Here is a 22817-nt window from a genome sequence, read left to right on the forward strand (position 1 = left end):
GTCACTCCCCCTCGTGAGTCAGACGGCTGAGGAATTCACCGGTGCGGGCCGCCTGTGGGTTCTCGAACAGCTGTTCCGGCGGGCCGTGTTCGACGATACGTCCGTCATCGAGGAAGATGATATCCGACGCCGCCGACCGCGCGAATCCCATCTCGTGGCTCACGACGAGCATTGTGATGCCCTCGGCGGCGAGATCGCGCATTACCTCGACGACTTCGCCGACGAGTTCCGGATCGAGCGCGCTGGTCGGCTCGTCGAACAGCAGAAGCTTCGGGTCCATGGCGAGTGCGCGAGCGATGCCGACGCGCTGCTTCTGGCCGCCGGAGAGTTCGGCGGGGTAGGAGTCGGCCTGGTCCAGCAGCCCGACCTGTTCCAGATGCTCGTAGCCTTTCTCTTGCGCTGCCGCTTTGTCCATGCCACGGACTTTCCGCAGGCCAAGTGTGACGTTCTCGAGTGCCGTGAGATGGGCAAAGAGGTTGAAATCCTGAAACACCATCCCGACCTGTTTTCGGAGTTCGTTCACGTCGGTGTTGGCGTCGGTGATGCAGTCACCGTCAAGGTAGATGTCGCCGCCGTTGATCTCGGTGAGGCGGTTCACACAGCGGAGCATCGTCGACTTCCCGCTGCCGCTGGGACCGATGACCACGTCGACGTCGCCGGCGTCCATCTCGAAACTGACGCCGGAGAGCACCTGTTCCTCGCCGTAGGACTTGTACACGTCGTCGAGTTCCAGCAGCGGAGGACTCATGCGCGCTCACCTCCGGGGATGCTGAAGTGGTCGTCGATATAGTCAAGCGAGCGGTTCGTCACGAACGTGAGAACAAAGTAAATGAGGCTCACAGTCAGGAAAATCTCAAGCGCAGCGGTGCTCTGACCGCCCTGATAGAGGTTCTGACCGACAGTTAGCAGTTCGCCGAGGCCGATGACGATTGCGATACTCGTGTCTTTCAGGACAATCGTGAACTCGTTCTGGAAACCGGGGACACTCCGGCGGAGCGCCTGCGGGACAACGACGCCCCGGATGGCCTGAAGCCGTCCCATGCCGATGGCGCGAGCGGCTTCCAGTTGTCCCTCGTCGACGCTCTGGAGCGCGCCGCGGAAGATCTGTGACTGATACGCGGCGCTCCGGAGCCCGAGCGCAATGGTCGCCGTCACGAAGGCGCTGCTCGACACCGAGAGCCCGAAGAACAGGAGGATAATGATGACGAGCAGCGGCGTTCCACGAAGGACGACGCCGGCCGTCTCGACGGCGCGTTTGAGCGGGCCGCGGCCGTACACTTCGACGGCTCCCGCCGGAAAGCCGAGCAGAAAGCCGAGCAAAATGCTCGCGGCTGTCAGGCCGACCGTGACACCCGTGCCTGCGAGTAGCAGGTCGAGGTTCCCGGCGACAAACGCCCAGTCACTCTGCAACGGGAGCGGTGGCATCGGTTACTGCTGGCCGAACCACTTGTTCGTCAGGTCCTGATAGGTGCTTCCGTCCCTGACAGTGGACAGCCCGTCATTGAGTGCCTGCGTGAACTCGTCGTCGCCTTCCCGGACGCCGAACCCGAAGTTCTCGCCCGTCTCGTAGGTGAAGGCGATGGTGACCGGACGCTGGGCGGCGAAAGTTTGTGCGACCGGTTCATCGATGACAACGGCGTCGATGTTACCGTTCTGGAGGTCCTCGACTGCCAGCACGTAGTTGCCGTAGGAATTGTAGTTCGACTCGTCGAGATTGCCCGGTTCGATGAGTTCGTCCTGCACCGTCGTCTCGCCGGTGGTACCCTTCTGTGCGCCGATTGAACGGCCGGAGAGGTCCGACAGCGATTCCGGCGAGAAGTCGCCGTCCTCCCGGACGACAATGGCTTGGTTCGAGCTGTAGTACGGGTCGGTGAAATCGATAGTCTCGTCGCGCTCGTCGTTGATGCTCATGCCTGCGGCGACCACGTCGATATTCTCGTTGGTCAGCGCCGGAATCAGGGACTTGAACTCGTACTCCTCCCAGCCGGCCAGGGTGTAGTCGGTCTCGTCGACGACCGCTTCGAGCAGGTCGATATCGAACCCGACGAGTTCGCCGTCCTGCTTCATCTCGAACGGGGGGAACCCGGGCGCGGTGCCGGCAGTGATTTCGGTCGTACCGTCGTCACCGTCACCGCCACCGCCGCCGAAACAGCCGGCGAGCGAGACAGTTACTGCGGTTCCACCGACCGTGGAGAGGTACTGGCGTCGTGAAAGGCCGTCGTCTGACATAGTCCTCACCACACGACAGACCGGAATATATCTTACGTGTTACCCACAGGGGTGGTATTCGTGGTCGTGGTCAGTCGTCGGCGCGTGCCGCGTGCTGGCTGTCGGCCGATTGCACCGACGGTGACTCTGCCGTGTCGGTGTAGGCCCACGCCGTCGCCGCGACCATCGACCCGAAGATGAGCTGTGCGGCCCCGTGGTGGAGTACCTGCGCCGTGGCACCGAAGTTGAAGATGGTGTTCGCGCCGAGGAGAATCTGCATTGGGAGTACGACCGTGGCGATGCCTGTTGCGAGCTTGATCCGCCGGCTGTACTCGCCGCGCCACGCGGCGATTGTCGATCCGAGAATGCCGAACCCAGTAATCATTGCGACTAAGCGGTGGAACCACTCGACGAAGCTCGCCCAGTTTGCGGGGAACAGCCCCATCCAGCCGTCACAGAACGGCCAGCGTGCCTCACAGGTCAGCCCGGCACCGATAGCACCGGTGTACACGCCGAGCAGGATGAGTGCGAACGTCAGCACCGTCGTCGTCGCCACCAGTCGGCGGAAACGGGTGGTCATACCTAGAGCTTCGGTTGCACGTACTTATGCTCTCTTTTCCCGTTCGGCCACGGAACACTATTATCTTTACTGATATTCTCGGAGTCACCTTTATCTACAGCTGTTATCCAATGTAACATAGCTACCCCATGTTCGACCAGATCCGCACCTATTTCTACGGCCAGCGGTCCCGTTCTCCGGACGCTGCGGCCAGACGGGCGGACGGCGGATTCATCGCGAGTGACGGGCAGACTCGCTTTCTGGCCGACGCCATTGACCCGAACTCGCCACGCCTCAACGACCGCTTCGACGACCCCGATAAGGCCGCTGTTGGGACACAGCACGTCGAGCGGCAGTTCGAACTCGAACCTGACGAACTCCGAGCACTGATCGACGAATACGAAACCGCCGGCATAAGCCAGCGGGAGTTCATCGCCACCCAGGGATTTGTCGCCGAATCGCTCGTCGAAGGTGCGTTCGAACAGCTCCGGGATGAACTCGGCCCGGACGCACAGACTACTATCGACGCTGTCGAGGCCGAGCTTCACGAAGGGCTGAAGACGACACAATCGGTCTCTCAGGCCGGCATCAATGCGTTCGCTCAGTCCGGGGCTGAAAGCGGCGCTAACGGGGGGTTCGACTATCACGACGTGTTGCAGCATATCGGCACGCCGCTCTTTGTACTGGACACGAACGGTGATATCCTCAGCTGGAACAGTTCTATCGAAAACCTCACGGGCGTCTCCGAGGCTGAAGCAAAGGAGATGGAGATGGCGAGTATGGCGTTCTATCCGGACGGCCGGCGCGGGAAGACCCTCGCCGACAAGGTTCTCGACGCCCCGGAGACGACCCACAGAGAGTACGACGTGCCGAAGGTCGAGGACGAGGACTTCACGCTGTACCGCGACACGAGCGTGATGGCCGACCAGCACGGGACCGAACGCCACATCTCGTTCAGCGCGGCCCCAATTTACGATGCGGAGGACGAACTCATCGCGGTCGTCGAGATGGTTCAGGACCGAACTGACGAGGCCAACCGCCACGAAGCCGTGACGAGTCTGGTCGATGAGGTCAAATCGACCATGGCTGCACTCAAGAACGGCCGCCTCGACGCCCGAGCGTCGTTCGACCGGACTGACGGCGGCGAGTACGTCGACGATCAGCTGTACGAAGTCGTCGGCTCGCTCAACGATATGGCTGAACGGGTCGAGCAGCTAGCGGATCAGGTGGACGAACAGGCACAGCAACTCGCGGTCACTATCGAACAGGCGAATTCGTCCGCGGGAGCTGTCGAGAGCCGAGTTGTCGAACAGACCGACTCCCTCACAAAGGCGGCTGACAACATTCAGGACATCGGGGCCGGGATGGAGGAGGTCGCCGCGACGTCAAGCGAAGTGGCGTCAGCAGCACAGCGCGCGAAGGCAGCCGCAGAAGACGGGTCAGCCGCCGGTGAAGCGGTCATGGACGTCACCGACGGGCTCGCCGAAACGAGCGAAGCCCTCGTCGACACCGTCACCGACCTCGACGACCAGATGGACGAGGTGAGCGAGATTGTCGAGATAATCGCCGACGTGGCGGAGCAGACGAATATGCTCGCGCTGAACGCCAACATCGAAGCGGCCAGGGCTGGTGAAAGCGGGAGCGGGTTCGCTGTCGTGGCCGACGAGGTGAAGACACTCGCGAATGAGACGAGCGAGTACGCCTCCGAGATCTCGACGAGCATCACCACGATTCAGGACCAGGCGACCGAGACAGCCGAAATGGTCGAGACATCCCACGAGCAGGTCGAGCGTGCAGAGTCCGAGATCGAGGAAGCACTGGATTCGCTAGACGAGATTTCCGACGCCGTCGAGGAGGCGACGAGGGGTATCCAAGAGGTCGCCGACGCCAACGACGATCAGGCGAGCGCTATCGAAAGCGTGACTTCGATGGTCGAAGACGCACAGAACCACGCCCAAGAGGCCGAAGCGGCGACGAAGGAAATCGTCAAGGCGACCGACCGGCAGGAAGACGCGGTCACCGAGCTGACGGACAGGGTCGGGGAACTGACGAATACGAACTGAGGGCCGAAGACGGTCCAGCACGCTGCTGTCCCGGCGGAGGATATTTTCCAATTGACGGGACGCGACCGGGGCAAAATTCGCTGTAACCAGCCGACATTCGACAACCGTCGTTGTACCGCTCGTCCGTTGACGGTAAACTTGTCTTTTTTACAGTAGGGTTCGACATCCGGGTATGGGACTTGACGAGGACGCACTGGAGTACCACCGGAGCAAGCCGCCGGGGAAGATAGAGATTGCGACGACAAAGCCGACAAACACGCAGCGTGACCTCTCACTAGCGTATTCGCCGGGCGTGGCCGCACCGTGTAACGAGATAGACGAAGACCCCGAGCGGGCCTTCGAGTACACCGCAAAAGGGAACCTCGTGGGCGTCGTCTCCGACGGCTCGGCGGTGCTCGGCCTCGGCGACATCGGACCGGAAGCCGGGAAGCCGGTCATGGAAGGCAAGGGCGTGCTGTTCAAGCGGTTCGCCGACATCGACGTGTTCGACGTGGAACTGGACACGGACGACGCCGAGGCGATGATACAGACAGTGGCGGCAATGGAGCCGACCTTCGGCGGTATCAACCTCGAAGATATCGCCGCCCCGGAGTGTTTCGAAGTCGAGCGCCGGCTCAGCGAGAAACTCGACATCCCGGTGTTCCACGATGACCAACACGGCACCGCGATAATCTCCGGTGCGGCGCTGGTCAACGCGGCCGACATCGCCGGGAAGGAACTGGAAGATCTAGAGGTCGTCTTCTCCGGGGCCGGAGCGTCCGCGATTGCCTCCGCGAAGTTCTACGTCTCGCTGGGCGTCTCGAAGGACAACATCACGATGTGTGACTCCTCGGGTATCATCACCGAGGAACGAGCGACCCACGAGGACCTCAACCGATTCAAACAGGAGTTCGCCCGCGATATTCCGGAGGGCGGCCTCGCCGACGCGATGGACGGGGCCGACGTGTTCGTCGGCCTCTCCGTCGGCGGCATCGTCGATCAGGAGATGGTGCGGTCGATGGCAAGCGACCCAATCATCTTCGCGATGGCGAACCCGGACCCAGAAATCGCCTACGAGGACGCCAAGTCCGCCCGAGACGACACGGTCATTATGGCGACCGGCCGTTCTGACTACCCGAATCAGGTCAACAACGTCCTCGGGTTCCCGTTCATCTTCCGCGGGGCGCTCGACGTGCGGGCGACCGAAATCAACGAGGAGATGAAAGTGGCAGCGGCCCGAGCGCTGGCCGACCTCGCCAGACAGGACGTGCCCGACGAGGTTGTCAAGGCCTACGGCGACCAGCCGCTGCAGTTCGGCCCCGACTACATCATCCCGAAACCGCTCGACCCGCGGGTTCTCTTCGAGGTGACCCCCGCGGTCGCGGAAGCCGCCATCGAGAGCGGCGCGGCGCGAACGGAAATCGACACCGACGCCTACGTCGAGCAACTCGAAGCCCGACTCGGGAAGTCCCGCGAGATGATGCGCGTCGTGCTCAACAAGGCCAAAAGCGACCCCCAGCGGGTCGTCCTCGCCGAGGGCCACGACGAGAAGATGATCCGCGCGGCCTACCAGCTCGTCGAGCAGGGCATCGCCGAACCGGTCCTCATCGGCGACGCCGACCAAATCGAGTCCACGCGCCGGAAGTTCGGCCTGGAGTTCGACCCCGTCGTCGTCGACCCCGAGACGGCCGACGTGGCCGACTACGCCGACCGACTGTACGAGATTCGCCAGCGGAAAGGCATCACGCGCCGCGAGGCCGAGGAGCTGGTCCGGGACGGGAACTACCTCGGCAGCGTGATGGTCGAGATGGGTGACGCCGACGCAATGTTGACCGGGTTGACCCACCACTACCCATCGGCCCTGCGCCCGCCGCTACAGGTCATCGGTACGGCCGACGACGCCGACTACGCGGCCGGGGTGTACATGCTGACGTTCAAGAACCGCGTCATCTTCTGTGCCGACACCACAGTCAATCAGGCCCCCGACGCGGACGTCCTGGAGGAGGTCACGCGCCACACCGGGGAACTGGCCCGGCGGTTCAACGTCGAACCGCGAGCGGCGATGCTGTCGTACTCGAACTTCGGCAGCGTCGACAACCCTGGAACGAAGAAGATCCGCCGAGCGGTGTCCCGGCTACAGGACGACGACCGCGTGGACTTCCCTGTCGACGGCGAGATGCAGGCCGACACCGCCGTCGTCGAGGACATCCTGCAGGACACCTACGAGTTCTCAGAACTCGACGAGCCCGCGAACGTCCTCGTGTTCCCCAACCTCGAAGCCGGGAACATCGGCTACAAGCTCCTCCAGCGACTGGGCGGCGCTGAGGCCATCGGACCGATGCTCGTCGGCATGGACAAACCGGTCCACGTCCTCCAGCGCGGCGACGAGGTCAAAGATATCGTGAACCTCGCCGGCGTTGCCGTCGTCGACGCTCAACAGGAGTAACAAGCGCCGCTCGGTCTGAACGTACCGACGACTGCTTTTGTCGAACTGAGATGGAGTCACCTGTCAGAAAGCTCAGCGTTCAGGCCCGCCGCCGGAACGCGATGTCACGTGTCGTCTCGCCGTTGACCGCGGGTCGGTGGGTGGATGAAGAGCGCATCGACGACCGTCACAGCGCCGACAAGTGATCCGCCAGCGATTGCCGCCTGACGCGAGAGGTCCAGAACGAACGCGGCGGCGAGCGTGAGGACGAACACCGCGGGGATGACGGCGAGGACGAGGTCGTGCCGCGTCGGCGACTGACGCGGCAATAGTTGCTCGACGTACTGTCCGCTGAAACCGTCCGGTCCATCGGTTCTGGTACTCAACGTAGCTCACCTCCCACCGTATACTATCCAATTTCTAATATATAAAATTTGGTCTGTGTGACGTTCCCTGAACGTACACGATAATCGGTACGACTATTTCCATAACTTATGGAGATTATCTTGCACGGACAGCGACTGAAGGAGAGCTCCGCAGCACTCAGTTGCGATAATTTCTGCCTGTCGTCTGGTTTTCTCTCGGAGCCGCGGTTGTATGTGATATTTCAAGCACGACGGCTGTGCGCTGAATGAGGAATGATGCAGCTACGTACCACTGTCGACGGCTATGTCAAAAAGTGCGATACCGTATCAGTCCGTCTCGTTAGTCCGACGCGCCGCCACGCTCCGCGCGTGACGGCGGCGGGACGCGTTCGTTGACGGTCGGCGCGTCAGGGAGGACACACCGGTCCGGCTCGCCGTTGACGTGTGCGTACTGGTCCGGTGCGTTCGCCAGCGGATGAGCAGGGTTGCGGTCGCCGGAGATCCGTGCGGCACGGACCTCGCCGAACCCGTTGATGCGTGCCTGAATCCCGCGCCAGTGCAGTCCTGTCGCCGGCGGGACCGACACGGAGTGTGGCGGGTCATAGGCAGAGCCATGAGAGGCCAGTACCTCCGCGTTCACGTTTTCAGCGAGCTGGTCGTGGTCGATGAGTAAGCCGACACGGGCGTTGGGTGGAGCCCGTCTCGCAAGCACATCGAGCCCCAGATGGAGCGCCCGATACTCCGCAACGTTGTTATCTGGGCAGGTGTCGGGGACCGACAGCCTGACGACGCGTTCACCGTCGAGAGTTTCGACGACGACACCCAGCCCGCCTGTCGAGCTGTTCGAATCGCTGTTGGGCGATGTCGTGCCGTTGTGGGGTCTGAACGACCCGTCTGTGGCGATGTAGAAGTCTCGATGGTGACTCCGCGGCGGATGCGCGATGTGCGGCGTCGGTGATTCATCGAACAGGTCTCGAAGTGACGGCCGGCCGTAAGCGGCCATAGTTTCCGTTGGGTAAGCAGGATAATAAATATATTCCCTCGACGGGGGTCGTTCCGGTGCGGCGGTATGGACAGCCTCCCGGACGGCATTGCTGCCATGTCAGACCTGTCCGCGTCGAATATGTTAGGCGGTGAGAAAGAGTTATATCGATGTAGAACTATGTTACCAATACACATGACTCCAACGAAAATTCGTGAACGACTCGAAGAATCGGAGGACCGGGTCGACACAGAGCTGTTCGTCAGTGCGTTAGAGTACGTTCGGGACGACGGGCGCACTCGTCGCTAATCGCGTTTTTGTCGTGACTAGCGGAGGTGTATATTGCACCTAGCAGTAGTGGATGGCGAGACTAGCGAGCGTGAGCGATACCTGTCGGGCTACCGCGCCTGCCCTGCTCAGTCGTCGGCGAGTCGCCAGCCCTCGCCGACGGATTCGACGACACCGCGCCGCTCCATCTCGGTGGTAACCTCGCCCAGCCGGTTCGGCTGTGCGATCTCTAGGTTCGTCCGGTTGACGCCGTGGTACTCCTGAAGCAGACGGCGGATGTCGTCCGCAGTGTGAGTCTCCTGACCGCTTTTTTCCATGACGCCAGCGACGAGTTCGACCATGTCTTCGACGAAGTTCCAGGGGTAAACGACCCAGGTCCACTCGTCGAGGCGCTCGCCGACGAACTCAGGCTCGTGGTCGCTGGTCTGGAGCAACTGGAGTGTCGCCGTTCGGACGCTGCTCGGGTTTCGGTCGCGGACGCACTCCGCGGCCGTCTCGATGGACTGGCCAGTGTCGGCGATGTCATCGACGACCAGCACGTCCTTCCCCTCGACCGCACCGTCGGCCAGCGGGTATTTGACCTGTGCCTCCTCACCTTTCGCCGCGGTCCCGACGTAGTGTTCGACTTTCAGGCTCGCCAGGTCGTCCAGCCCGAGAAAGTCACAGAGGCAGCGTCCGCCGAACCAGCCGCCCCGCGCCAGTGCGACGACCACGTCGGGCTCGAACTCGGCGGCCTTCACGTCGTCGGCCACGTCTCGACAGAGGCCGTAGATGTACTCCCAGTCGGTGATGGTACATGAGAACTCGTCCGGTAGCTCGCCCATACGAGATGGCGTGTGTGGCCGGACTTAACCGTTGCATATTCCGCGTCACTTGCGCCACAAGCGCCCGCTCACTCTGCTGGGTCGCCCTTCCGGAACTCCCGGAGGACGACTGTCGCGTAGCTCCCTTTCGGGAGCGAGAACGTGAACGTCAGGTCAGCGCCGTCGCGCTCAACGCCGAGGTCGGTCCGGAGCAGTATCGCGCGACGCGTCCCATCGCTGTCGAACGCACCGGGAAGGTCGAAGTCGTCCTGTTCGAGGCCGAGGTCGTCAAGGACTTTACGAGCAATGTCGCCCGGCTCGCCGCCGCCAAGCTCAGTGTCGGTCCCGACAAGCGGCGCGGTGACAAAGGCCCGGCCGCGCTCACAGTGGCGCTCGACGGTCGAGAGTCGCTTTGCCGTGACCTCCTGCGTCCGGTCAGCGTCCGGAATCGGGAAGTCCTCCGGTGCGTCGCTGTCCCGGAAACAGACCACGTCGCCCTCGACGGGTCGGTCGAAGGGAAGGCCCCGTTCCAGCCGCTCAGAGAGGATGCGATTGAACACGTAGGACTGGGCGGCGTTGACGAACAACGACTGGAGGTTAGACGGCAGCGCCTCCAGCGCCTCGCGGAAATCCGCTGGTTCGTCGGCCCCGTTCTCGACCAGCCGGTGACAGATAGAGCGTTCGTAGCCCAGCGCACCGGGAAGCCTGTCCAGCGCGCCGGCCCAGTCGTGGGTTTCGTCGACGTATGCCCGCGCCTCCTGTGTCGACTCGGGTTCGCGGTCGTGCGGGTTCCCGACGTAGGCGAGGACCGCGTCCTTCCACTCGCCGCGGGCGATTGCCAGCCCGACTTTGTGGGTGACCGGCCGGCGCGAGCCGAACCGCTGCTGGCCGAAGTAGTTGGGCACGCCGACTGTCGTATCGCCGTCCGGGAGCGCGGCGTCGCTGGAGCGGTCGCCGCCCGCCGTCGGGTCGCCCCCACTGGCGAATGCCTGGAGATCAGCAACCACGCTGGCAGCACTATCCGTGTTCTCGGTGTCACGGACGACGATTTCGAAGGCGTTGCCCGCCAAGTCGCCAAAGAGGATGGGGCGGCCGGCGCGGCCGATGACCTCGATGTCGGTGCCGCCAATCTCCGGCAGGTCCTCGGCCGTGACGCCTTTCACCGAGAACAGTTGGGTCGTGACCGCGCGCTTGTCCTTCGTCCCCGCCCACGACACACGCTCGCGGGAGATGCCCAGTCGGTCCGACAGTTTGCTGGCGAAGTCGTTTGTCTCCCAGTTCCGTAGCTCTGCCCGGAAGACGAGATGGGGGTACGCGCCGGTGTCGGCGTCGACCGGTTCGGTGTCGAACGCTTCCAGTTCCCGAACGCGGAAGTCCGCGGGGGAGACACGGAGGCGGCCGCCCACCCCGTCGGCGTCGCTGACGTAGTACTCCATCCCGACTGCCCGCTCGATTGGGTGGGCCGCTTGCATTGGTCGACTGTTCGCGGCTCGGCGCTTATGACTGGCGCTTGCGGACTCGGTGTGTGTCCGTGTCTCAGCTGACACCTAGTGTTATCACGGCACACGCCGTATCTGTGACCAGGTCGTGGCTATGCGGGCGACCGGAGACCACCACGATGCCAAAGCTAGCATGTGAGAGCTGCGGACGAGAAATTACGTTTGACAGGGACGGGCAGGAGTCCCGCGCACCGATGCGGTACTGTCCACGCTGTGGCGACGAGTTCCCGCCCCGCGACGAGTGGTAGGCACAGTCCGGCGGACTCACTCGTAGGCCTCGAACTCCCGACCGAAGGCCATGAAGTAGGCGACGCCGACCAGTCCGACGATAGTAGCGACGCCGAAGGCAAGTTCCGGGCCGGCTTGTAGCACTACGCCGCCGACAGCCACCGCCCACTCGCTCCCGTAGAGCCACCCACCGAGTGCGGCGCTGGGGATGACCAGCGTATTTCGAAGCAGGTAGTACGTCCCGGTGACGCGGCCGCCGGTGTCCTGCTCCGCCGGACCGACGATGAGCGCCTTGTGGGCGGGCAGGCCGGCAAATCGCAGCCCCGAGAACGCGAACAACAGGACCAGTACCCACTGGTCACCCGGCGCGAAAATGAGAAGCAACGGGAATACGGCATAGACAAAAAAGCCCAGCGCGACGGCGGGCTTGAGCCCGGCCCACTCGGTGAGTTTTGCGACGGGGGCCATCGAGAGGATGGCGATCACCATCTCGACGCCGAGCAAGACACCAAAGAAAGCATCAGGACGTAGCTGGACGCCAAAGCCCGTGAAACCCACGGAGAGGAACTCAGTAACGACAATGACGAAGAAGACGTACACCATGCCGTTAGCGAAGCGGACGAGCGTATCAGCGACCAGCAGTGGTCGGAGCGTCGCTGGCATCGTCCGGAGGTCGGCGAGTATCTGGTCGATACCTTCGAAGGACTTCCCGAGCGTGTCTTCGCTGGCGTCGTAGAGGAAGTGCTGTGCGACGGTCGCGGCGATGCCACAGGCCAACGCGACCAGTAGCACGCGCTGGAAGCCGTCGACAAACGTCGCGGTCGTCGCAAGCAGCGCCGCGGCGGCCAGTGGCCCGAGCAGGAAGCCGATGCGACGGAACATCTCCGTGCTGGCAAACCCCATCGCCAGCCGCTCTGGTGGGACACTCTGTTTGACGATGGCGAATGTCGCGCCCAGCCCGAAGGACTTCCACGCCTGTGCGAGAAAGAGGCCGACGAACACGAGCGTCCAGGCCGGCAGTGTCGTCGTGCCGAGTGTGACATCGCCGATGACCGAGGCGAGATACCAGATGCCGAACCCGATTGTCGCCAGCGTCGCGAAGGCCGTCAGCGCAAGTCGCGATCCAATGCGGTCTGATACCGCGCCACCGGGGTAGGGGTACACCGCGCTGATGAAGTTCCCGACGCTGCCGTACAGGCCGATGACGCCGGCGCTGGCACCCAGAATCCGCATGTACTCGGGGATGTACCGGCTGGTCATCTGGAACGCGAGACTGAACGCCAGCATCGACAGCGAGAGCACGAGCACGTCCCGCTCCAGCGCGAAGAACTGCCGGAAGGAGTCAAGCAGGTCAACGTCCTCGTCGGTCCCTGTCTCAGTTGCCATTGTCGAATACAGTTCCCCCGGGGTCTTAATGCTGGAAAAAGGGGCAATCAGTCGGTTCGCTGAGAAGACAGCCCTGCTCAGTACGGGAGGACAAACAGGACGACCGCCAGAAACGGCGTGAGCGCGAGCAGCATCGCGATGGCGTAGCCGAACATCTCCCGAGCCTTGATGCGGGTGATGGCGAGCAGCGGGAGCGCCCAGAAGGGGTTCAGGAGGTTCGTGTGGGCGTCGCCGACGGCGTAGGCCATCGTCGCCTGCCCGGCCGGGACGCCGAGGTTCTGTGCGGCTTCGAGAATCGGCGGGCCGAGGATGATCCACTCGCCGCCGCCGGAGGGGGCGAAAATGTTGACCGTTGCGCCGGTGAGCCAGGCGATGACCGGGAACGTCTGGGGGGTGGACAGCGAAATGAGCCCGCTGGCCATCAACTGCGCGAGTCCGGAGGTGGCCATCATGCCCTGAATACCAGCGAAGAAGGGAAACAGCAACACGATGCCCGACGCGGCGGTCGCCGCCTCGCCGAACTTCTCCCGGTAGGTCTGTGGGTCCATGTAGATGAAGATGCCAATCGTCAGGAAGCCGAAGTTGACGATGTTCAGTCCGAGCGCGTCGATGCCTGACTGAATGAACTGGGAGGCGACCATCGCGATGCCGGTCAGGCCGATAATCCCACCGAGGACGCGACTGTGATTGATTCGCTCGGCCGGAACCTGCTGGGTGGTCGCAGTCGCTTCCACGCCGCCATCACTCGCGGACTCGAACAGGTCGTCTTCGGGGATGTAGTGCGTGATGCCCCGTGCCTGGTCGCCGGTCGGCGTGATGACGTAGAGGACGACGAGCGCGTAGGCTATCGACAGGCCGGTCAAAATGAGGCCGTAGGGGTGGAAGATGGTCTCGGAGGCTGAGACGACGACGTCGATGACGCCCTGCTGGATGAACTCATTACCCTCCGTCGCGAGTAAGAGCGGCGCGGACCCGGACAGCCCCCAGTGCCACGTAAGGCCGAGGCCGAGATAGCCGGCTACGCAGAGAACCGGATAGTGGACATCGATGTCGTTCTCGTGGGCGGTCTTGCCCATCTCCCGGGCGAAAATCGCGCCCAGAATGAGGCTCAGTCCCCAGTGAACCCACCCCAGCAGCATCGTCAGCAATCCGACGAGGACGACTGCCTGTTTCCCGGTGTTGGGAATCTCCGTCAACCGGCGAATACCGGCGTTGACGCGGGGGTGGTACGCCACGACGAAGCCCGTCATCAGGATGAGGACCATCTGCATCGAGAACGTCAGGAAGGCCCAGAAGCCGTCGTACCAGAACCCGACCATCTCGATTGGTCCGGCCCCGGTGAGGCCGACGCCGGCCAGAAACACGACGTAGCTGAGAATGAGGGCGAACAGGAACGGGCTCGGCATCCACCGTTCCACCCACGCCGAGAGTCGATAGCCGATACGTTCGAGGACAGTCTCACCTGTGTCATTGGTCGACATGCGGTTGCCACGTCCGCCCGAATGTATCATAAAAGTTTGCTACTATTCTGTCAGTTCTCTGCTGGCCGCCCTTGCGCGGTACGGTCCAGTGATGCGATTCCGTTGACTGGCCCAGTCCTGACAGATGATTTTATTCCGTCGCCGGAGCAAGCTAGAGTATGACATACAAAATCGTCGTCTCTGACACCAAGGTACTGGACGGGGAGACACGGGCGGCGGTGCTGGGCGCGGTTGATGCGACTGTCGAGACGATAGCAGCGAAAGAGCCGGCGGCCGTCGCACGCGCAGTTGACGGTGCGGACGCATTGATCGTCGATGCCGGAACGCAGGTCACGGCCGAGGTCATCGACGCGGCCGACTCGCTCCAGGTCGTGGGCCGGGCCGGCATCGGCGTGGACAATATCGACGTACGGGCGGCGGTCGAAGCTGGTGTGGCGGTCGTCAACGTCCCGGACTACTCTGTCGAAGAGGTGTCGACCCACACGTTCGCACTCGTGCTTGCGTGCCTGCGGAAGATACCGACATTCGACCGGTCGGTCAAGAACGGCGAGTGGGAGTGGTCGGTCGGCCAGCCGATCCATCGCCTCGCCGGCAGTACTGTCGGCCTCGTCGCCTTCGGCAAGCTCGCCAGTCGGTTCGCCGCGAAGCTCCGGGGGTTCGATGTCGACGTCGTCGCCTACGACCCGTACGTGCCCGAGTACCGGATGGGTGACCTCGGCGTCGAGTCAGCCACCTTCGAAACGCTGCTGGCCGACTCGGACATCATCTCCTTGCACGCACCGCTGACCGATGAGACGCGTGGGATGATTGACGCTGGTGCGCTCGACCGGATGCGCGACGACGCTCTGCTTGTGAACACAGCCAGGGGCGGGCTCGTCGACGAAACGGCGCTGTACGACGCCCTCGTCAGCGGGGATCTCGGCGGGGCCGGACTGGACGTCCGCGAAGCGGAACCGCCCGGAGAGTCACCCCTCCATGACCTCGACAGCGTCGTCTGTAGCCCGCACGTCGCGTGGTATTCCGAGGCGTCCCGGGTCGAACTGACACAGACCGTGACCGAAGACGTCATTCGGGTACTGCGGGGCGAGGAGCCCGAGGAGCCCGAGAATCCCATCGACCCCGAGACCGGCTGGTTCTGACTGCTCGGGTAGCCGAGACGGGTCAGGTGTCGGCTGCGTCGAGGAGTCTGATTACAAGTTCAGCAGCTTCGACCGCTGTCTCGCCGAAGACGTAGGTTATCGGCTCGATACCGAACGCGCCGTTGTGGTAGATAACGCGTGGAACAGCGCCGCGTTCTCGGAAGGTGGCTTCGAGCCGTTCGTCACGGTCCTCGTAGCCGGCGTCGAACTGCAGCGGCTCGAAGCCTTGTTCCTGAGCGGCATCGAGAACGGCCTCGTGGGTCGTCAGATTGAGTGCCGCACGGCACGAGGAATCAACCGACATCGCGGTCAGTATCGTCCGTGCGACGTGTTCTGACGCGCCGAACTCGGGGTTCGACGGGACGTTGACCCGCCCCCGAAGGTCGTGAATCCGACCGGGGACTGCCGCCACGTCGAGCGCGTCTGCAGCATCCGGCAGCGCCATGCCGACGTTCATCCCCACGTTCGGGATGGCGTCCACGACGACAGCGCTGTCCGCCAGCAGTCGCGTGGCTCGCCGGACCGACGAAAGCACAGCCCGTTCCGCCTGTACTGCAGTGTCTGTCCCTCGAACGCAGAGGTCACAGCCCATCCCCTGCAGCGCCGGCATCTCCTCTTCGTGGACTGCACAGATGGGACCCCGGTCTTCGAACTCCCGTACCAGAGCGAGCAGTTCGTTCAGCACCGCGTACTCGTCCATTTCGCCCGCGGTCAGTCCGTCAGCGATTCGCCCGATGGTCTGTTGCATCCGGGCGTCTTCCCGGAACCGCTCCTCGACAGTGACCGAGCCGCTGCCGTATTTGCTCACCGCGGCCTGTGTCACGCCGAGCTGGTCGGCAATCTCCTGTTGCGTCCAGCCCTCCTCGTCGAGTCTCGTGGCGAGCATTGCCCGGGCCGTCGGGAGAAATCGCTCGACCACAATTTCGCTTGGTAACTGCAGTGTCATTACTGGAAATGACGGGCGTAGTTCGCTTAGCAGTTGGGACTACAGACGCTGTCGGTCGACTACGTGGTCGTGATTACGAGCAGCAGCAAAGTCAGTGAGACGCGCAGTGCCCAGAGCGCACTGCGTGCGTTGCTCATCCCCGCGCTTACAACCCAGTTGTATTAGCAGGATATAATACGTCGGAGGTTGTTGTGTCGGCTATCAATGGCGTTCAGCGACCACCTGCTTGACATCGGCGAGAACATCTGGGCGGCACAGAAAGGGCATCCGTTCGTCACGGAACTGGCAGAGGGAACGCTCGACGAAGCGGCGTTCGAGCACTGGATAAAACAGGACTACCGGTACCTGCAGGACTACGCACGGTTGTTCGCGCTCGCCGGCGCGACAGCAAACGACGAGTCGACCATGACGCACCTGCTTGGGGTTGCCCATCAGGTGCTTGAGACCGAGATGGACCTGCACCGGGAGTTCGCGTCGGAGTACGATATCTCAGAGCGGGAACTGGAGGCGACCGAGAAGGCCCCGACCTGTCTGGCGTACACGAACTTCCTTGTCCGGACGGCCTACGAGGGCCACGAGGCGGAGATCGCCGCCGCGCTGTATCCCTGCATGCAGGGCTACCTCGACGTGGCCGAACATATGGCCGATTCGGCAGACGGCGACCACCAGTACACGCCGTTCATCGAGATGTACACCAGCGACGACTTCCGTGAGGCGACAGGCTGGTGTCGGGCGTACGTCGACCGCTGTGGGGAGCGGTATCCCGGTCAACACGACGCCATGGAAGACGCGTTTCTGACGAGCGCGAAGCTCGAACACCGGTTCTGGGAGATGGCCTACACGCAGGAGGGATGGGAGCTATGACGGCCGAGACGTACGAAGCCTACACCGACCGCGTCGCCGACCCCCGGTTCACCGACTGGCTCCGCGACCAGAGTCAGCCGGACTGGGACGCTGCCGTCGAACACCCCTTCATCGAGGAACTCGGGACCGGCACGCTCGACGAAGACGCGTTCGCCGCATATCTGGTGCAGGACTACGCCTTCGTCGATGAACTCGTCGGCACGTTCGGCCACGCGGTCGGGCAGGCCCCGGATATGGCCGCCAAACGACAGTTTGTGGAGTTCCTCGATACCGTGACCGACGAGGAAGACGACTACTTCGAGCGGTCGTTCGATGCGCTGGGCGTTTCGGAGTCACGTTGGCAGGACCCCGAGCCGACACCGGCGACTGCGGCGTTCGTCGACCTACTCGGCCGCGCCGCACGAGAAGGCGGGTACGCCGAGACGCTGGCTGTGCTCGTGCCCGCCGAATGGGTATACGAATCCTGGGCGACAGCGGCCGCGGACACCCACGGCGACCCAGACGGTGACGGCCTGCCCAGCGCCGGGATGGGACTGCCGTTCTACTTTGCCGAGTGGGTGGACCTCCACGCCGTCGATTCGTTCGTCGCGTTTGTCGACTGGCTCCGGGGCGAACTCGATGCTGTCGGGCCGACGCTTTCCCCTCGACGGGAGGCCCGCGTCGCGTCGCTGTTCGACCGGACGGTCACGCTCGAACGGCAGTTCTTCGAAACGGCCTACGAAGGGACGCAGGCGACGGCCGACGCCGAGGTGAGCCCGTAGATGGTCTCTTCGGCAACCGTCCTCGCTCTGACTGCGGCGACTGTGCTCGTGTTCACGGGCGTCGGCCTCTTCGCCGCCCGCGGCCGCATCGACTCGGTGGAAACGTACATCTCTGCTCGTGACTCCGCCGGCAGCGGAACCCTCGCTGCGACCGTCATCGCGTCGATGATGGGCGTCTGGATTCTGCTGAGTCCGGCCGAGGCCGGGGCTGCCTTCGGCGGGCTGCCCGCCGTTCTGGGCTATGCCATCGGCAGCGCGATTCCGCTCGTCCTCTTTATTCCGGTTGGCGCTCGCATCCGTGAGGTAATGCCCGCCGGCCACTCGCTGACGGAGTTCGCCTACGCCCGCTTTGGCTCCGGGATGTACCTGCTCGTCTTGCTGGTCTCGGTGTTCTACATGTTCATCTTCCTCGCCGCGGAGATGACCGGTATTGCCGGCGCGCTCGCACTCGTCGCGGACGTGCCCCTCTGGCAGACCTCGCTGCTCATCGGCGGCTTTGTCCTCGTCTACACGACCTACGGTGGCCTGCTCGCCAGCATCGTCACCGACACGGTCCAGACGCTGGTCATCCTCCCGCTGCTGGCCATTGGGTTCGGCGGCGCGCTGCTCTCGCTCGGTGGCACGAGCGAATTCCACGCGACGGTGGTGTCGGCCGACCCGACGCTTCTGGACCCCGGCTTCGGCCCCGGTCTGGAGTTTGGGCTCTACGTCGCCTTCGCGCTCCTCGGGGCAAATATGCTGAATCAGGGTGTCTGGCAGCGAGTGTACGCCGCTGACGGTGAGGACACGCTCCGGCGCGGCATGGGCATCGCCGCCGTCGTCGTCGTGCCGATGCTCCTGCTGTCCGGCCTGTTCGGCATCGCTGCCGCGGGGCTGGGCCTCACGGAATCCGGCTCCGCCAGCATCGCCTTCTTCCTCGTGGTTGCAGAGGCGTTCCCGACGTGGGTGACCCTCGCCATCGTCGTCCTCGCCGTGTTGCTGGTGATGAGTTCGGCTGACACGATGTTCAACGCTATCGCCAGCGTCGTCACCGCCGACCTTGCCCGACTGCTCGACGACCCTGACCAGCAAACCCTGTGGCTCGGAGGCCGCGGGCTGACTGTCGCTGTCGCGCTCGCCGCGATATTCATCGGCGCACAGGGATACAGCGTCCTCCAGTTGTTCCTGACAGCAGATTTGCTTGCTGCCGGCGTCTTCGTGCCCTTCCTCGCCGGCCTCTACACCGAGCGACTCACCGGCCCGGGTGCGATGCTCTCTGGCATCGCCGGCCTAGTCGTCGGATTCGTCTACTTCCCGTCGCTCCGTGGCCTCGTCGCCGCCGTGCCAGGCGTCGGGAGTATGTTGCCAGCGCCGTCGTTCTTGATCGCCTTCGCCGGCGCGACGCTCATCTCGGCCGCCCTCACCGTGATTGCGACGCTGCTGGGCGGAGCCGATGCTGACCTCGATAGTCTCGGGCGAGAAGTCCGCGCGCTCGATGATCCGATGGCCGACGGAGGGGCCGAGCAATGACGCCGTCAGCCATCGCCCCTCTCGCCGCGCTCGGGTCGACGGCGTTCGCGGCGCTGGCTTGGGGGTCGATTCTGCTCGTCCTCGGTGTGTTTCTCGCTGTTGGCTGGCTGGTCCTGACCGAGTAGCCCGCGACCGAGAGCCTGAAGATACGACTCGTGGTAACAAGATACATACTTATCATGATGGGGTGAGGACCATCGCACATGCAGACCTTCGTGCTCGCGACGAACTCCGGGACAGTCAGCGAAACGCTGTGTTCGTACCTCGAAGGTGTTCTCGACCCGGACGACAGCGTCTACGCGGTCAACTCACAGCCGGGCGGGGACAGCACGGAACCAGAGGCGGTCGCCGACGGGAAGGCAGCGCTCGAAGTCGTCTCGGACCGACTCGGCGATCAGGTGTCCGTCGAAACATACCAGATAATACGGGGGAACAGTCCGGCGACGGACATCTTCGACATCGCCGAGGAAGTCGACGCCGACGAACTCGTCATCGGCGTCCGAAAGCGAAGCCAGACCGACCGGCTCATCTTCGGCAGCGTCGCACAGGACATCATGCGACAGTCAGACTATCCGATGCGGGTCGTGCCTCGGGAGTGAGCGGCGGCTGGTCGGTCACTGCTGAAAAAACGAAAAACCGTACCAACCACCGACGTGGCCGGGTTACTCTGCGGACTCGTAGTCGTCGAAGGCGTCGATCTCGACGCCCTCGTCGGTGATTTCTGCGAGCACAACACCGTTGCCGGACCCGGTATCACGCTCAGCCGCGGCGTTGACGGCGCGAATCGCCAGGTCACGAGCCTCGGAGAGGCTCATCTCGGGGTCGTACTGCCCCTCGATGGTCCCCGTTGCGACCATGGTCCCGGAGCCGGTGACGGTGTAGTCGTCTTCGAGTACACCACCGGCGGGGTCGACACTGTAGACGTGGCTGCCCTCTTCGTCGACGCCGCCGACGATTGGGTTGATGGCGAAGTACGGGCCGCCGCGGGCGAAGTTACCCGCGAGTGTCGCCAGCGCGTGAATCGAGAGCGGCTCGTCGCGGCGGACCTCGTAGAGGTCGGCCTCCGCGCGCAGCGAGCGGATGAACGACTGTGCCCCGCCGACGCTACCGACCAGCGTCATCGCAGCCGTCGGGTGAATCTGCTCGACCTTCTGGACCTGCTTGTTCGAGACGAAGCGGCCGCCCAGCGAGGCACGCCGGTCCGTCGCGATGATGACGCCGTTCTCCGTCGAGAGACCGACGGTTGTCGTGCCGGTCTTGACGACGTTCTCCTCGTCGCGACCGCCATCCTCGTTCGGCAACGTGCCGACTTCGGGTTCGTACGCGTCGGTCAGTCGGTTGTCAGGGTCGTACATTATTCCTCACCTCCGAGCTCGAACTCTTCGAGCCGCTCGGCGATGTCGTCCTCAGCGAGCTTTTCGAACTGCTCGCTTTCCACGTCAATGGTAGCGATGTCGACACCGGTCGCGTCGAGGCCGTCCTCGTTGACCGAGGCCAGCGCCCGGAGCGCGAGTTCGATGCCGCCTTCGAGGTCCATCTCCTCGGCGTACTCGTCTTCGAGGAACGACTGGATGTCCTCGCGGGAGCCGCCGATTGCGACGGCCTGCCACTCGTAGGGCGTCCCCGAGGGGTCTGTCTCGAACAGCCGGGGTTCGCCGTCTTCGATACCGGCGACCAGCAGCGCAACACCGAACGGGCGTGCGCCACCCGTCTGGGTGTACTGCTGGATGTAGTCCGTGATCTCCTTCGTCAGCGACTCGACGGAGGCCGGCTCGTCGTAGCGCAGGCGGTTGACCTGGGACTGCCGGCGCGCCACGTCGATAAGCTGGCGGGCATCGGCGACGTGGCCCGCGCTGGCGACGCCGACGTGGGAGTCGATCTCGTGGATCTTCTCGATGCTGTCGCGCTCGATGAGCGGCGACCGGGCGTGGCGATCCGCAGCGATGACCACGCCGTCTTTGGTGCGGACCCCCACGCTGGCGGTTCCGCGCTTGACGGCTTCTCGTGCGTACTCGACCTGATAGAGGCGTCCGTCCGGGGAGAAGATGGTAATCCCGCGGTCGTAGGCCTGTTGTTCGTTTCCTTGCATGATGTATCGTTTTGTTCTTCACCTGAGGTTAGGGTTGCTCTTATATAACCGTATCGCGGGCCGCTGCCCTCAGAACAGCGGCAGGTCGCCGGTGACGCGGTCCACCAGCTCGTCCTCGGCGGGACCGACGGCGAGTGCCGTGACGGTTCCCGGGTCGAGCTGTGTGTGGCCGGCGTCCCGGACGACCGCATGCGGCAGGCCTTCGCGCTCGGCGACGTCCGCGAGTTCGAACAGTTCGGACTCGCTGGCGGCTTTCAGGACGACCTTCTTCTGCCCCGCACCCTTCCAGGCTTTGCGGGGTTTCGGGCCGGCGTCCTCGTAGGCCGACAGCGAGGCGTGGGCAACCTGGGCGGCGAGCTTGCCCTCGCCCATGCCGATGTCGGCCCGCGCGACGATAGCCTGCTTCATATGCCTACATGGCCACCCGTACTTAAACTCCCGTCGGACTCCCTCCACGGTTGCACATACCATAGAGTACATACGCCGTGGCCGAGCACACCCCGGAGATGCCCTCCAGCATCCGAACGTTCCTCCTGCGACCGGGCGACTTCTTCGAACAGCGCCGAGACCGACTCGGTGGGGTCCGTGGCGGCGGCCTCGCCCTCGGTATCGCCGTCGCCGTAACAGCCGTTCTCGGCGTCGCGCTCCGCCTGTTTACCGCCCAGTTCACCGGCACTGTCGAGGTAGACAACCCCGCACGGCCGCCGGACCAGATGTGCGAAGACGGTGGTATCGGCGAAATAACCGTGTCTGGCTGTGACCAACCGGCGACAAGAACGGTCGAAATCGGGTCGCTCGTCTGGGACCAGGCGACCGAGGTCCTCCCGGGGCTGTTCATCGGCCTTGTGGTCGTCTGGATCGGACTAGTTGTCCTCCTGTACGTCGGCGCAAAGCTGGCCGGTGGCTCCGGCCGGTTCGGGGAGACGGCGGAGGTCACTGCCTGGGGGCTGCTCCCGTCCGTCGCCGGCGTTGCCATCGGCGGTGCCGCACTCGTCTTGTTCGCTGCCAACACCGACCTTTCCGCGTCTTCACCGGAGATGCTGCTCGAACAGGTGCGGAGCCTGCAGAACGGCCTCTCCGGGCTCGTGTTCCTCGCGATACAGGTCGGGACCGCAGCCTGGCAAGCGTACGTCTGGGCTGGCGGCCTCCGAGTCATCCACGAGATCAGCAGATACGCGGCGGTCGCCGTCGCCGTCATCGCCGCGACGCTGCCCGTGGTCCTCTCCTGAGAATCGGGGAGTTT

24 protein-coding genes are annotated in these 22817 nt (G+C 63.7%); 10 read left to right on the plus strand and 14 right to left on the minus strand.

The genetic code is table 11. The annotated features are described in order from the left end of the window. Position 1: 1 nt before the first annotated feature. The 4 genes from C437_RS11335 to C437_RS11350 form a co-directional block, all read right to left on the minus strand. Positions 2-748: an amino acid ABC transporter ATP-binding protein gene (locus C437_RS11335; RefSeq protein WP_004517094.1), complete on the minus strand. Its 747-nt coding sequence runs from the start codon at positions 746-748 to the stop codon at positions 2-4. Continuing rightward, positions 745-1425, minus strand: a complete 681-nt coding sequence (locus C437_RS11340) for an amino acid ABC transporter permease (protein WP_004517095.1) — start codon at positions 1423-1425, stop codon at positions 745-747. The genes C437_RS11335 and C437_RS11340 overlap by 4 nt, the downstream gene beginning before the upstream one ends. A 3-nt stretch (positions 1426-1428) precedes the next feature. Further along, positions 1429-2229 (minus strand): basic amino acid ABC transporter substrate-binding protein, encoded by an 801-nt coding sequence (locus C437_RS11345; protein WP_004517096.1) that lies wholly within the window; start codon positions 2227-2229, stop codon positions 1429-1431. Positions 2230-2299: 70 nt separating this feature from the next. Beyond that, positions 2300-2788 (minus strand): COX15/CtaA family protein, encoded by a 489-nt coding sequence (locus C437_RS11350; RefSeq protein ID WP_004517097.1) that lies wholly within the window; start codon positions 2786-2788, stop codon positions 2300-2302. A gap of 128 nt (positions 2789-2916) precedes the next feature. On the opposite strand from C437_RS11350, the gene C437_RS11355 reads away from it, so the two are divergent. After that, complete coding sequence (locus C437_RS11355; protein ID WP_004517098.1) at positions 2917-4830, plus strand: methyl-accepting chemotaxis protein; 1914 nt, start codon at positions 2917-2919, stop codon at positions 4828-4830. A 172-nt stretch (positions 4831-5002) separates the two neighbouring features. After that, entirely contained in the window at positions 5003-7255 is a 2253-nt protein-coding gene (locus tag C437_RS11360) for an NADP-dependent malic enzyme (protein ID WP_004517099.1), read from the plus strand. Between the two features lie 104 nt (positions 7256-7359). Here the strand turns inward: C437_RS11360 and C437_RS11365 are convergent, their stop codons facing one another. From C437_RS11365 to truD, 4 genes are all read right to left on the minus strand, one after another. Continuing rightward, positions 7360-7620: a hypothetical protein gene (locus tag C437_RS11365; protein ID WP_004517100.1), complete on the minus strand. Its 261-nt coding sequence runs from the start codon at positions 7618-7620 to the stop codon at positions 7360-7362. Positions 7621-7939: 319 nt separating this feature from the next. Then, positions 7940-8602, minus strand: coding sequence for a ribonuclease HI (locus C437_RS11370; RefSeq protein ID WP_004517101.1), 663 nt, complete (start codon positions 8600-8602; stop codon positions 7940-7942). Positions 8603-8997: 395 nt separating this feature from the next. After that, positions 8998-9693, minus strand: coding sequence for a phosphoribosyltransferase (locus tag C437_RS11375; protein WP_004517103.1), 696 nt, complete (start codon positions 9691-9693; stop codon positions 8998-9000). Between the two features lie 68 nt (positions 9694-9761). Continuing rightward, positions 9762-11144, minus strand: coding sequence for a tRNA pseudouridine(13) synthase TruD (truD, locus tag C437_RS11380; RefSeq protein WP_004517104.1), 1383 nt, complete (start codon positions 11142-11144; stop codon positions 9762-9764). Between the two features lie 146 nt (positions 11145-11290). On the opposite strand from truD, the gene C437_RS21110 reads away from it, so the two are divergent. Then, on the plus strand, positions 11291-11419 hold the full coding sequence (locus C437_RS21110) for a hypothetical protein (RefSeq protein WP_275040389.1): 129 nt from the start codon (positions 11291-11293) through the stop codon (positions 11417-11419). Between the two features lie 16 nt (positions 11420-11435). Here the strand turns inward: C437_RS21110 and C437_RS11385 are convergent, their stop codons facing one another. Continuing rightward, the gene (locus C437_RS11385; protein ID WP_004517105.1) at positions 11436-12785 is read right to left on the minus strand and encodes an MFS transporter; all 1350 of its coding nucleotides are present in this window, start codon (positions 12783-12785) and stop codon (positions 11436-11438) included. 77 nt (positions 12786-12862) lie between these two features. After that, positions 12863-14266, minus strand: coding sequence for a short-chain fatty acid transporter (locus C437_RS11390; RefSeq protein WP_049919746.1), 1404 nt, complete (start codon positions 14264-14266; stop codon positions 12863-12865). Between the two features lie 158 nt (positions 14267-14424). Here C437_RS11390 and C437_RS11395 point away from each other — a divergent pair, with 158 nt between their 5' ends. Beyond that, complete coding sequence (locus C437_RS11395; RefSeq protein ID WP_004517107.1) at positions 14425-15405, plus strand: C-terminal binding protein; 981 nt, start codon at positions 14425-14427, stop codon at positions 15403-15405. 22 nt (positions 15406-15427) lie between these two features. Here the strand turns inward: C437_RS11395 and C437_RS11400 are convergent, their stop codons facing one another. Further along, the gene (locus C437_RS11400; RefSeq protein WP_004517108.1) at positions 15428-16351 is read right to left on the minus strand and encodes a thiamine-phosphate synthase family protein; all 924 of its coding nucleotides are present in this window, start codon (positions 16349-16351) and stop codon (positions 15428-15430) included. Between the two features lie 204 nt (positions 16352-16555). Between C437_RS11400 and tenA the strand changes: the two genes are divergently transcribed. The 5 genes from tenA (at position 16556) to C437_RS11420 (ending at position 20084) form a co-directional block, all read left to right on the plus strand. Beyond that, on the plus strand, positions 16556-17215 hold the full coding sequence (tenA, locus tag C437_RS11405; RefSeq protein ID WP_004517109.1) for a thiaminase II: 660 nt from the start codon (positions 16556-16558) through the stop codon (positions 17213-17215). Then, positions 17212-17976, plus strand: coding sequence for a TenA family protein (locus tag C437_RS11410; protein ID WP_004517110.1), 765 nt, complete (start codon positions 17212-17214; stop codon positions 17974-17976). The genes tenA and C437_RS11410 overlap by 4 nt, the downstream gene beginning before the upstream one ends. Further along, a complete protein-coding gene (locus C437_RS11415; protein ID WP_004517111.1) occupies positions 17977-19485 on the plus strand; it encodes a sodium:solute symporter family protein in 1509 nt (502 codons plus the stop codon). Beyond that, positions 19482-19610, plus strand: a complete 129-nt coding sequence (locus C437_RS21115) for a hypothetical protein (RefSeq protein ID WP_004517112.1) — start codon at positions 19482-19484, stop codon at positions 19608-19610. The genes C437_RS11415 and C437_RS21115 overlap by 4 nt, the downstream gene beginning before the upstream one ends. A 78-nt stretch (positions 19611-19688) precedes the next feature. Further along, positions 19689-20084: a universal stress protein gene (locus C437_RS11420; RefSeq protein WP_004517113.1), complete on the plus strand. Its 396-nt coding sequence runs from the start codon at positions 19689-19691 to the stop codon at positions 20082-20084. Positions 20085-20147: 63 nt separating this feature from the next. On the opposite strand, the gene psmB is transcribed toward C437_RS11420, so the two are convergent. From psmB to pth2, 3 genes are all read right to left on the minus strand, one after another. Continuing rightward, positions 20148-20840 (minus strand): archaeal proteasome endopeptidase complex subunit beta, encoded by a 693-nt coding sequence (psmB, locus tag C437_RS11425; protein ID WP_004517114.1) that lies wholly within the window; start codon positions 20838-20840, stop codon positions 20148-20150. Then, positions 20840-21574 (minus strand): archaeal proteasome endopeptidase complex subunit alpha, encoded by a 735-nt coding sequence (gene psmA, locus C437_RS11430; protein WP_004517115.1) that lies wholly within the window; start codon positions 21572-21574, stop codon positions 20840-20842. Before psmA ends, psmB begins: the two co-directional genes overlap by 1 nt. A gap of 69 nt (positions 21575-21643) precedes the next feature. Then, a complete protein-coding gene (pth2, locus tag C437_RS11435) occupies positions 21644-21982 on the minus strand; it encodes a peptidyl-tRNA hydrolase Pth2 (RefSeq protein WP_004517116.1) in 339 nt (112 codons plus the stop codon). A gap of 77 nt (positions 21983-22059) precedes the next feature. On the opposite strand from pth2, the gene C437_RS11440 reads away from it, so the two are divergent. Next, positions 22060-22803, plus strand: coding sequence for a Yip1 family protein (locus C437_RS11440; protein WP_004517117.1), 744 nt, complete (start codon positions 22060-22062; stop codon positions 22801-22803). Positions 22804-22817: the final 14 nt, after the last annotated feature.

This window comes from Haloarcula vallismortis ATCC 29715, assembly GCF_000337775.1.
Classification (GTDB): domain Archaea; phylum Halobacteriota; class Halobacteria; order Halobacteriales; family Haloarculaceae; genus Haloarcula; species Haloarcula vallismortis.

Coding starts and splice junctions, on each gene's coding strand:
- tenA (WP_004517109.1), top strand. CDS start 16,556: ATGGCGTTCAGCGACCACCTGCTTGACATCGGCGAGAACATCTGGGCG.
- C437_RS11410 (WP_004517110.1), top strand. CDS start 17,212: ATGACGGCCGAGACGTACGAAGCCTACACCGACCGCGTCGCCGACCCC.
- C437_RS11335 (WP_004517094.1), bottom strand. CDS start 748: ATGAGTCCTCCGCTGCTGGAACTCGACGACGTGTACAAGTCCTACGGC.
- C437_RS11385 (WP_004517105.1), bottom strand. CDS start 12,785: ATGGCAACTGAGACAGGGACCGACGAGGACGTTGACCTGCTTGACTCC.
- C437_RS11390 (WP_049919746.1), bottom strand. CDS start 14,266: ATGTCGACCAATGACACAGGTGAGACTGTCCTCGAACGTATCGGCTAT.
- C437_RS11360 (WP_004517099.1), top strand. CDS start 5,003: ATGGGACTTGACGAGGACGCACTGGAGTACCACCGGAGCAAGCCGCCG.
- C437_RS11415 (WP_004517111.1), top strand. CDS start 17,977: ATGGTCTCTTCGGCAACCGTCCTCGCTCTGACTGCGGCGACTGTGCTC.
- psmB (WP_004517114.1), bottom strand. CDS start 20,840: ATGTACGACCCTGACAACCGACTGACCGACGCGTACGAACCCGAAGTC.
- psmA (WP_004517115.1), bottom strand. CDS start 21,574: ATGCAAGGAAACGAACAACAGGCCTACGACCGCGGGATTACCATCTTC.
- C437_RS11370 (WP_004517101.1), bottom strand. CDS start 8,602: ATGGCCGCTTACGGCCGGCCGTCACTTCGAGACCTGTTCGATGAATCA.
- C437_RS11420 (WP_004517113.1), top strand. CDS start 19,689: ATGCAGACCTTCGTGCTCGCGACGAACTCCGGGACAGTCAGCGAAACG.
- C437_RS21110 (WP_275040389.1), top strand. CDS start 11,291: ATGCCAAAGCTAGCATGTGAGAGCTGCGGACGAGAAATTACGTTTGAC.
- truD (WP_004517104.1), bottom strand. CDS start 11,144: ATGCAAGCGGCCCACCCAATCGAGCGGGCAGTCGGGATGGAGTACTAC.
- C437_RS11395 (WP_004517107.1), top strand. CDS start 14,425: ATGACATACAAAATCGTCGTCTCTGACACCAAGGTACTGGACGGGGAG.
- C437_RS11375 (WP_004517103.1), bottom strand. CDS start 9,693: ATGGGCGAGCTACCGGACGAGTTCTCATGTACCATCACCGACTGGGAG.
- C437_RS11340 (WP_004517095.1), bottom strand. CDS start 1,425: ATGCCACCGCTCCCGTTGCAGAGTGACTGGGCGTTTGTCGCCGGGAAC.
- C437_RS11400 (WP_004517108.1), bottom strand. CDS start 16,351: ATGACACTGCAGTTACCAAGCGAAATTGTGGTCGAGCGATTTCTCCCG.
- C437_RS11345 (WP_004517096.1), bottom strand. CDS start 2,229: ATGTCAGACGACGGCCTTTCACGACGCCAGTACCTCTCCACGGTCGGT.
- C437_RS11355 (WP_004517098.1), top strand. CDS start 2,917: ATGTTCGACCAGATCCGCACCTATTTCTACGGCCAGCGGTCCCGTTCT.
- C437_RS11350 (WP_004517097.1), bottom strand. CDS start 2,788: ATGACCACCCGTTTCCGCCGACTGGTGGCGACGACGACGGTGCTGACG.
- pth2 (WP_004517116.1), bottom strand. CDS start 21,982: ATGAAGCAGGCTATCGTCGCGCGGGCCGACATCGGCATGGGCGAGGGC.
- C437_RS21115 (WP_004517112.1), top strand. CDS start 19,482: ATGACGCCGTCAGCCATCGCCCCTCTCGCCGCGCTCGGGTCGACGGCG.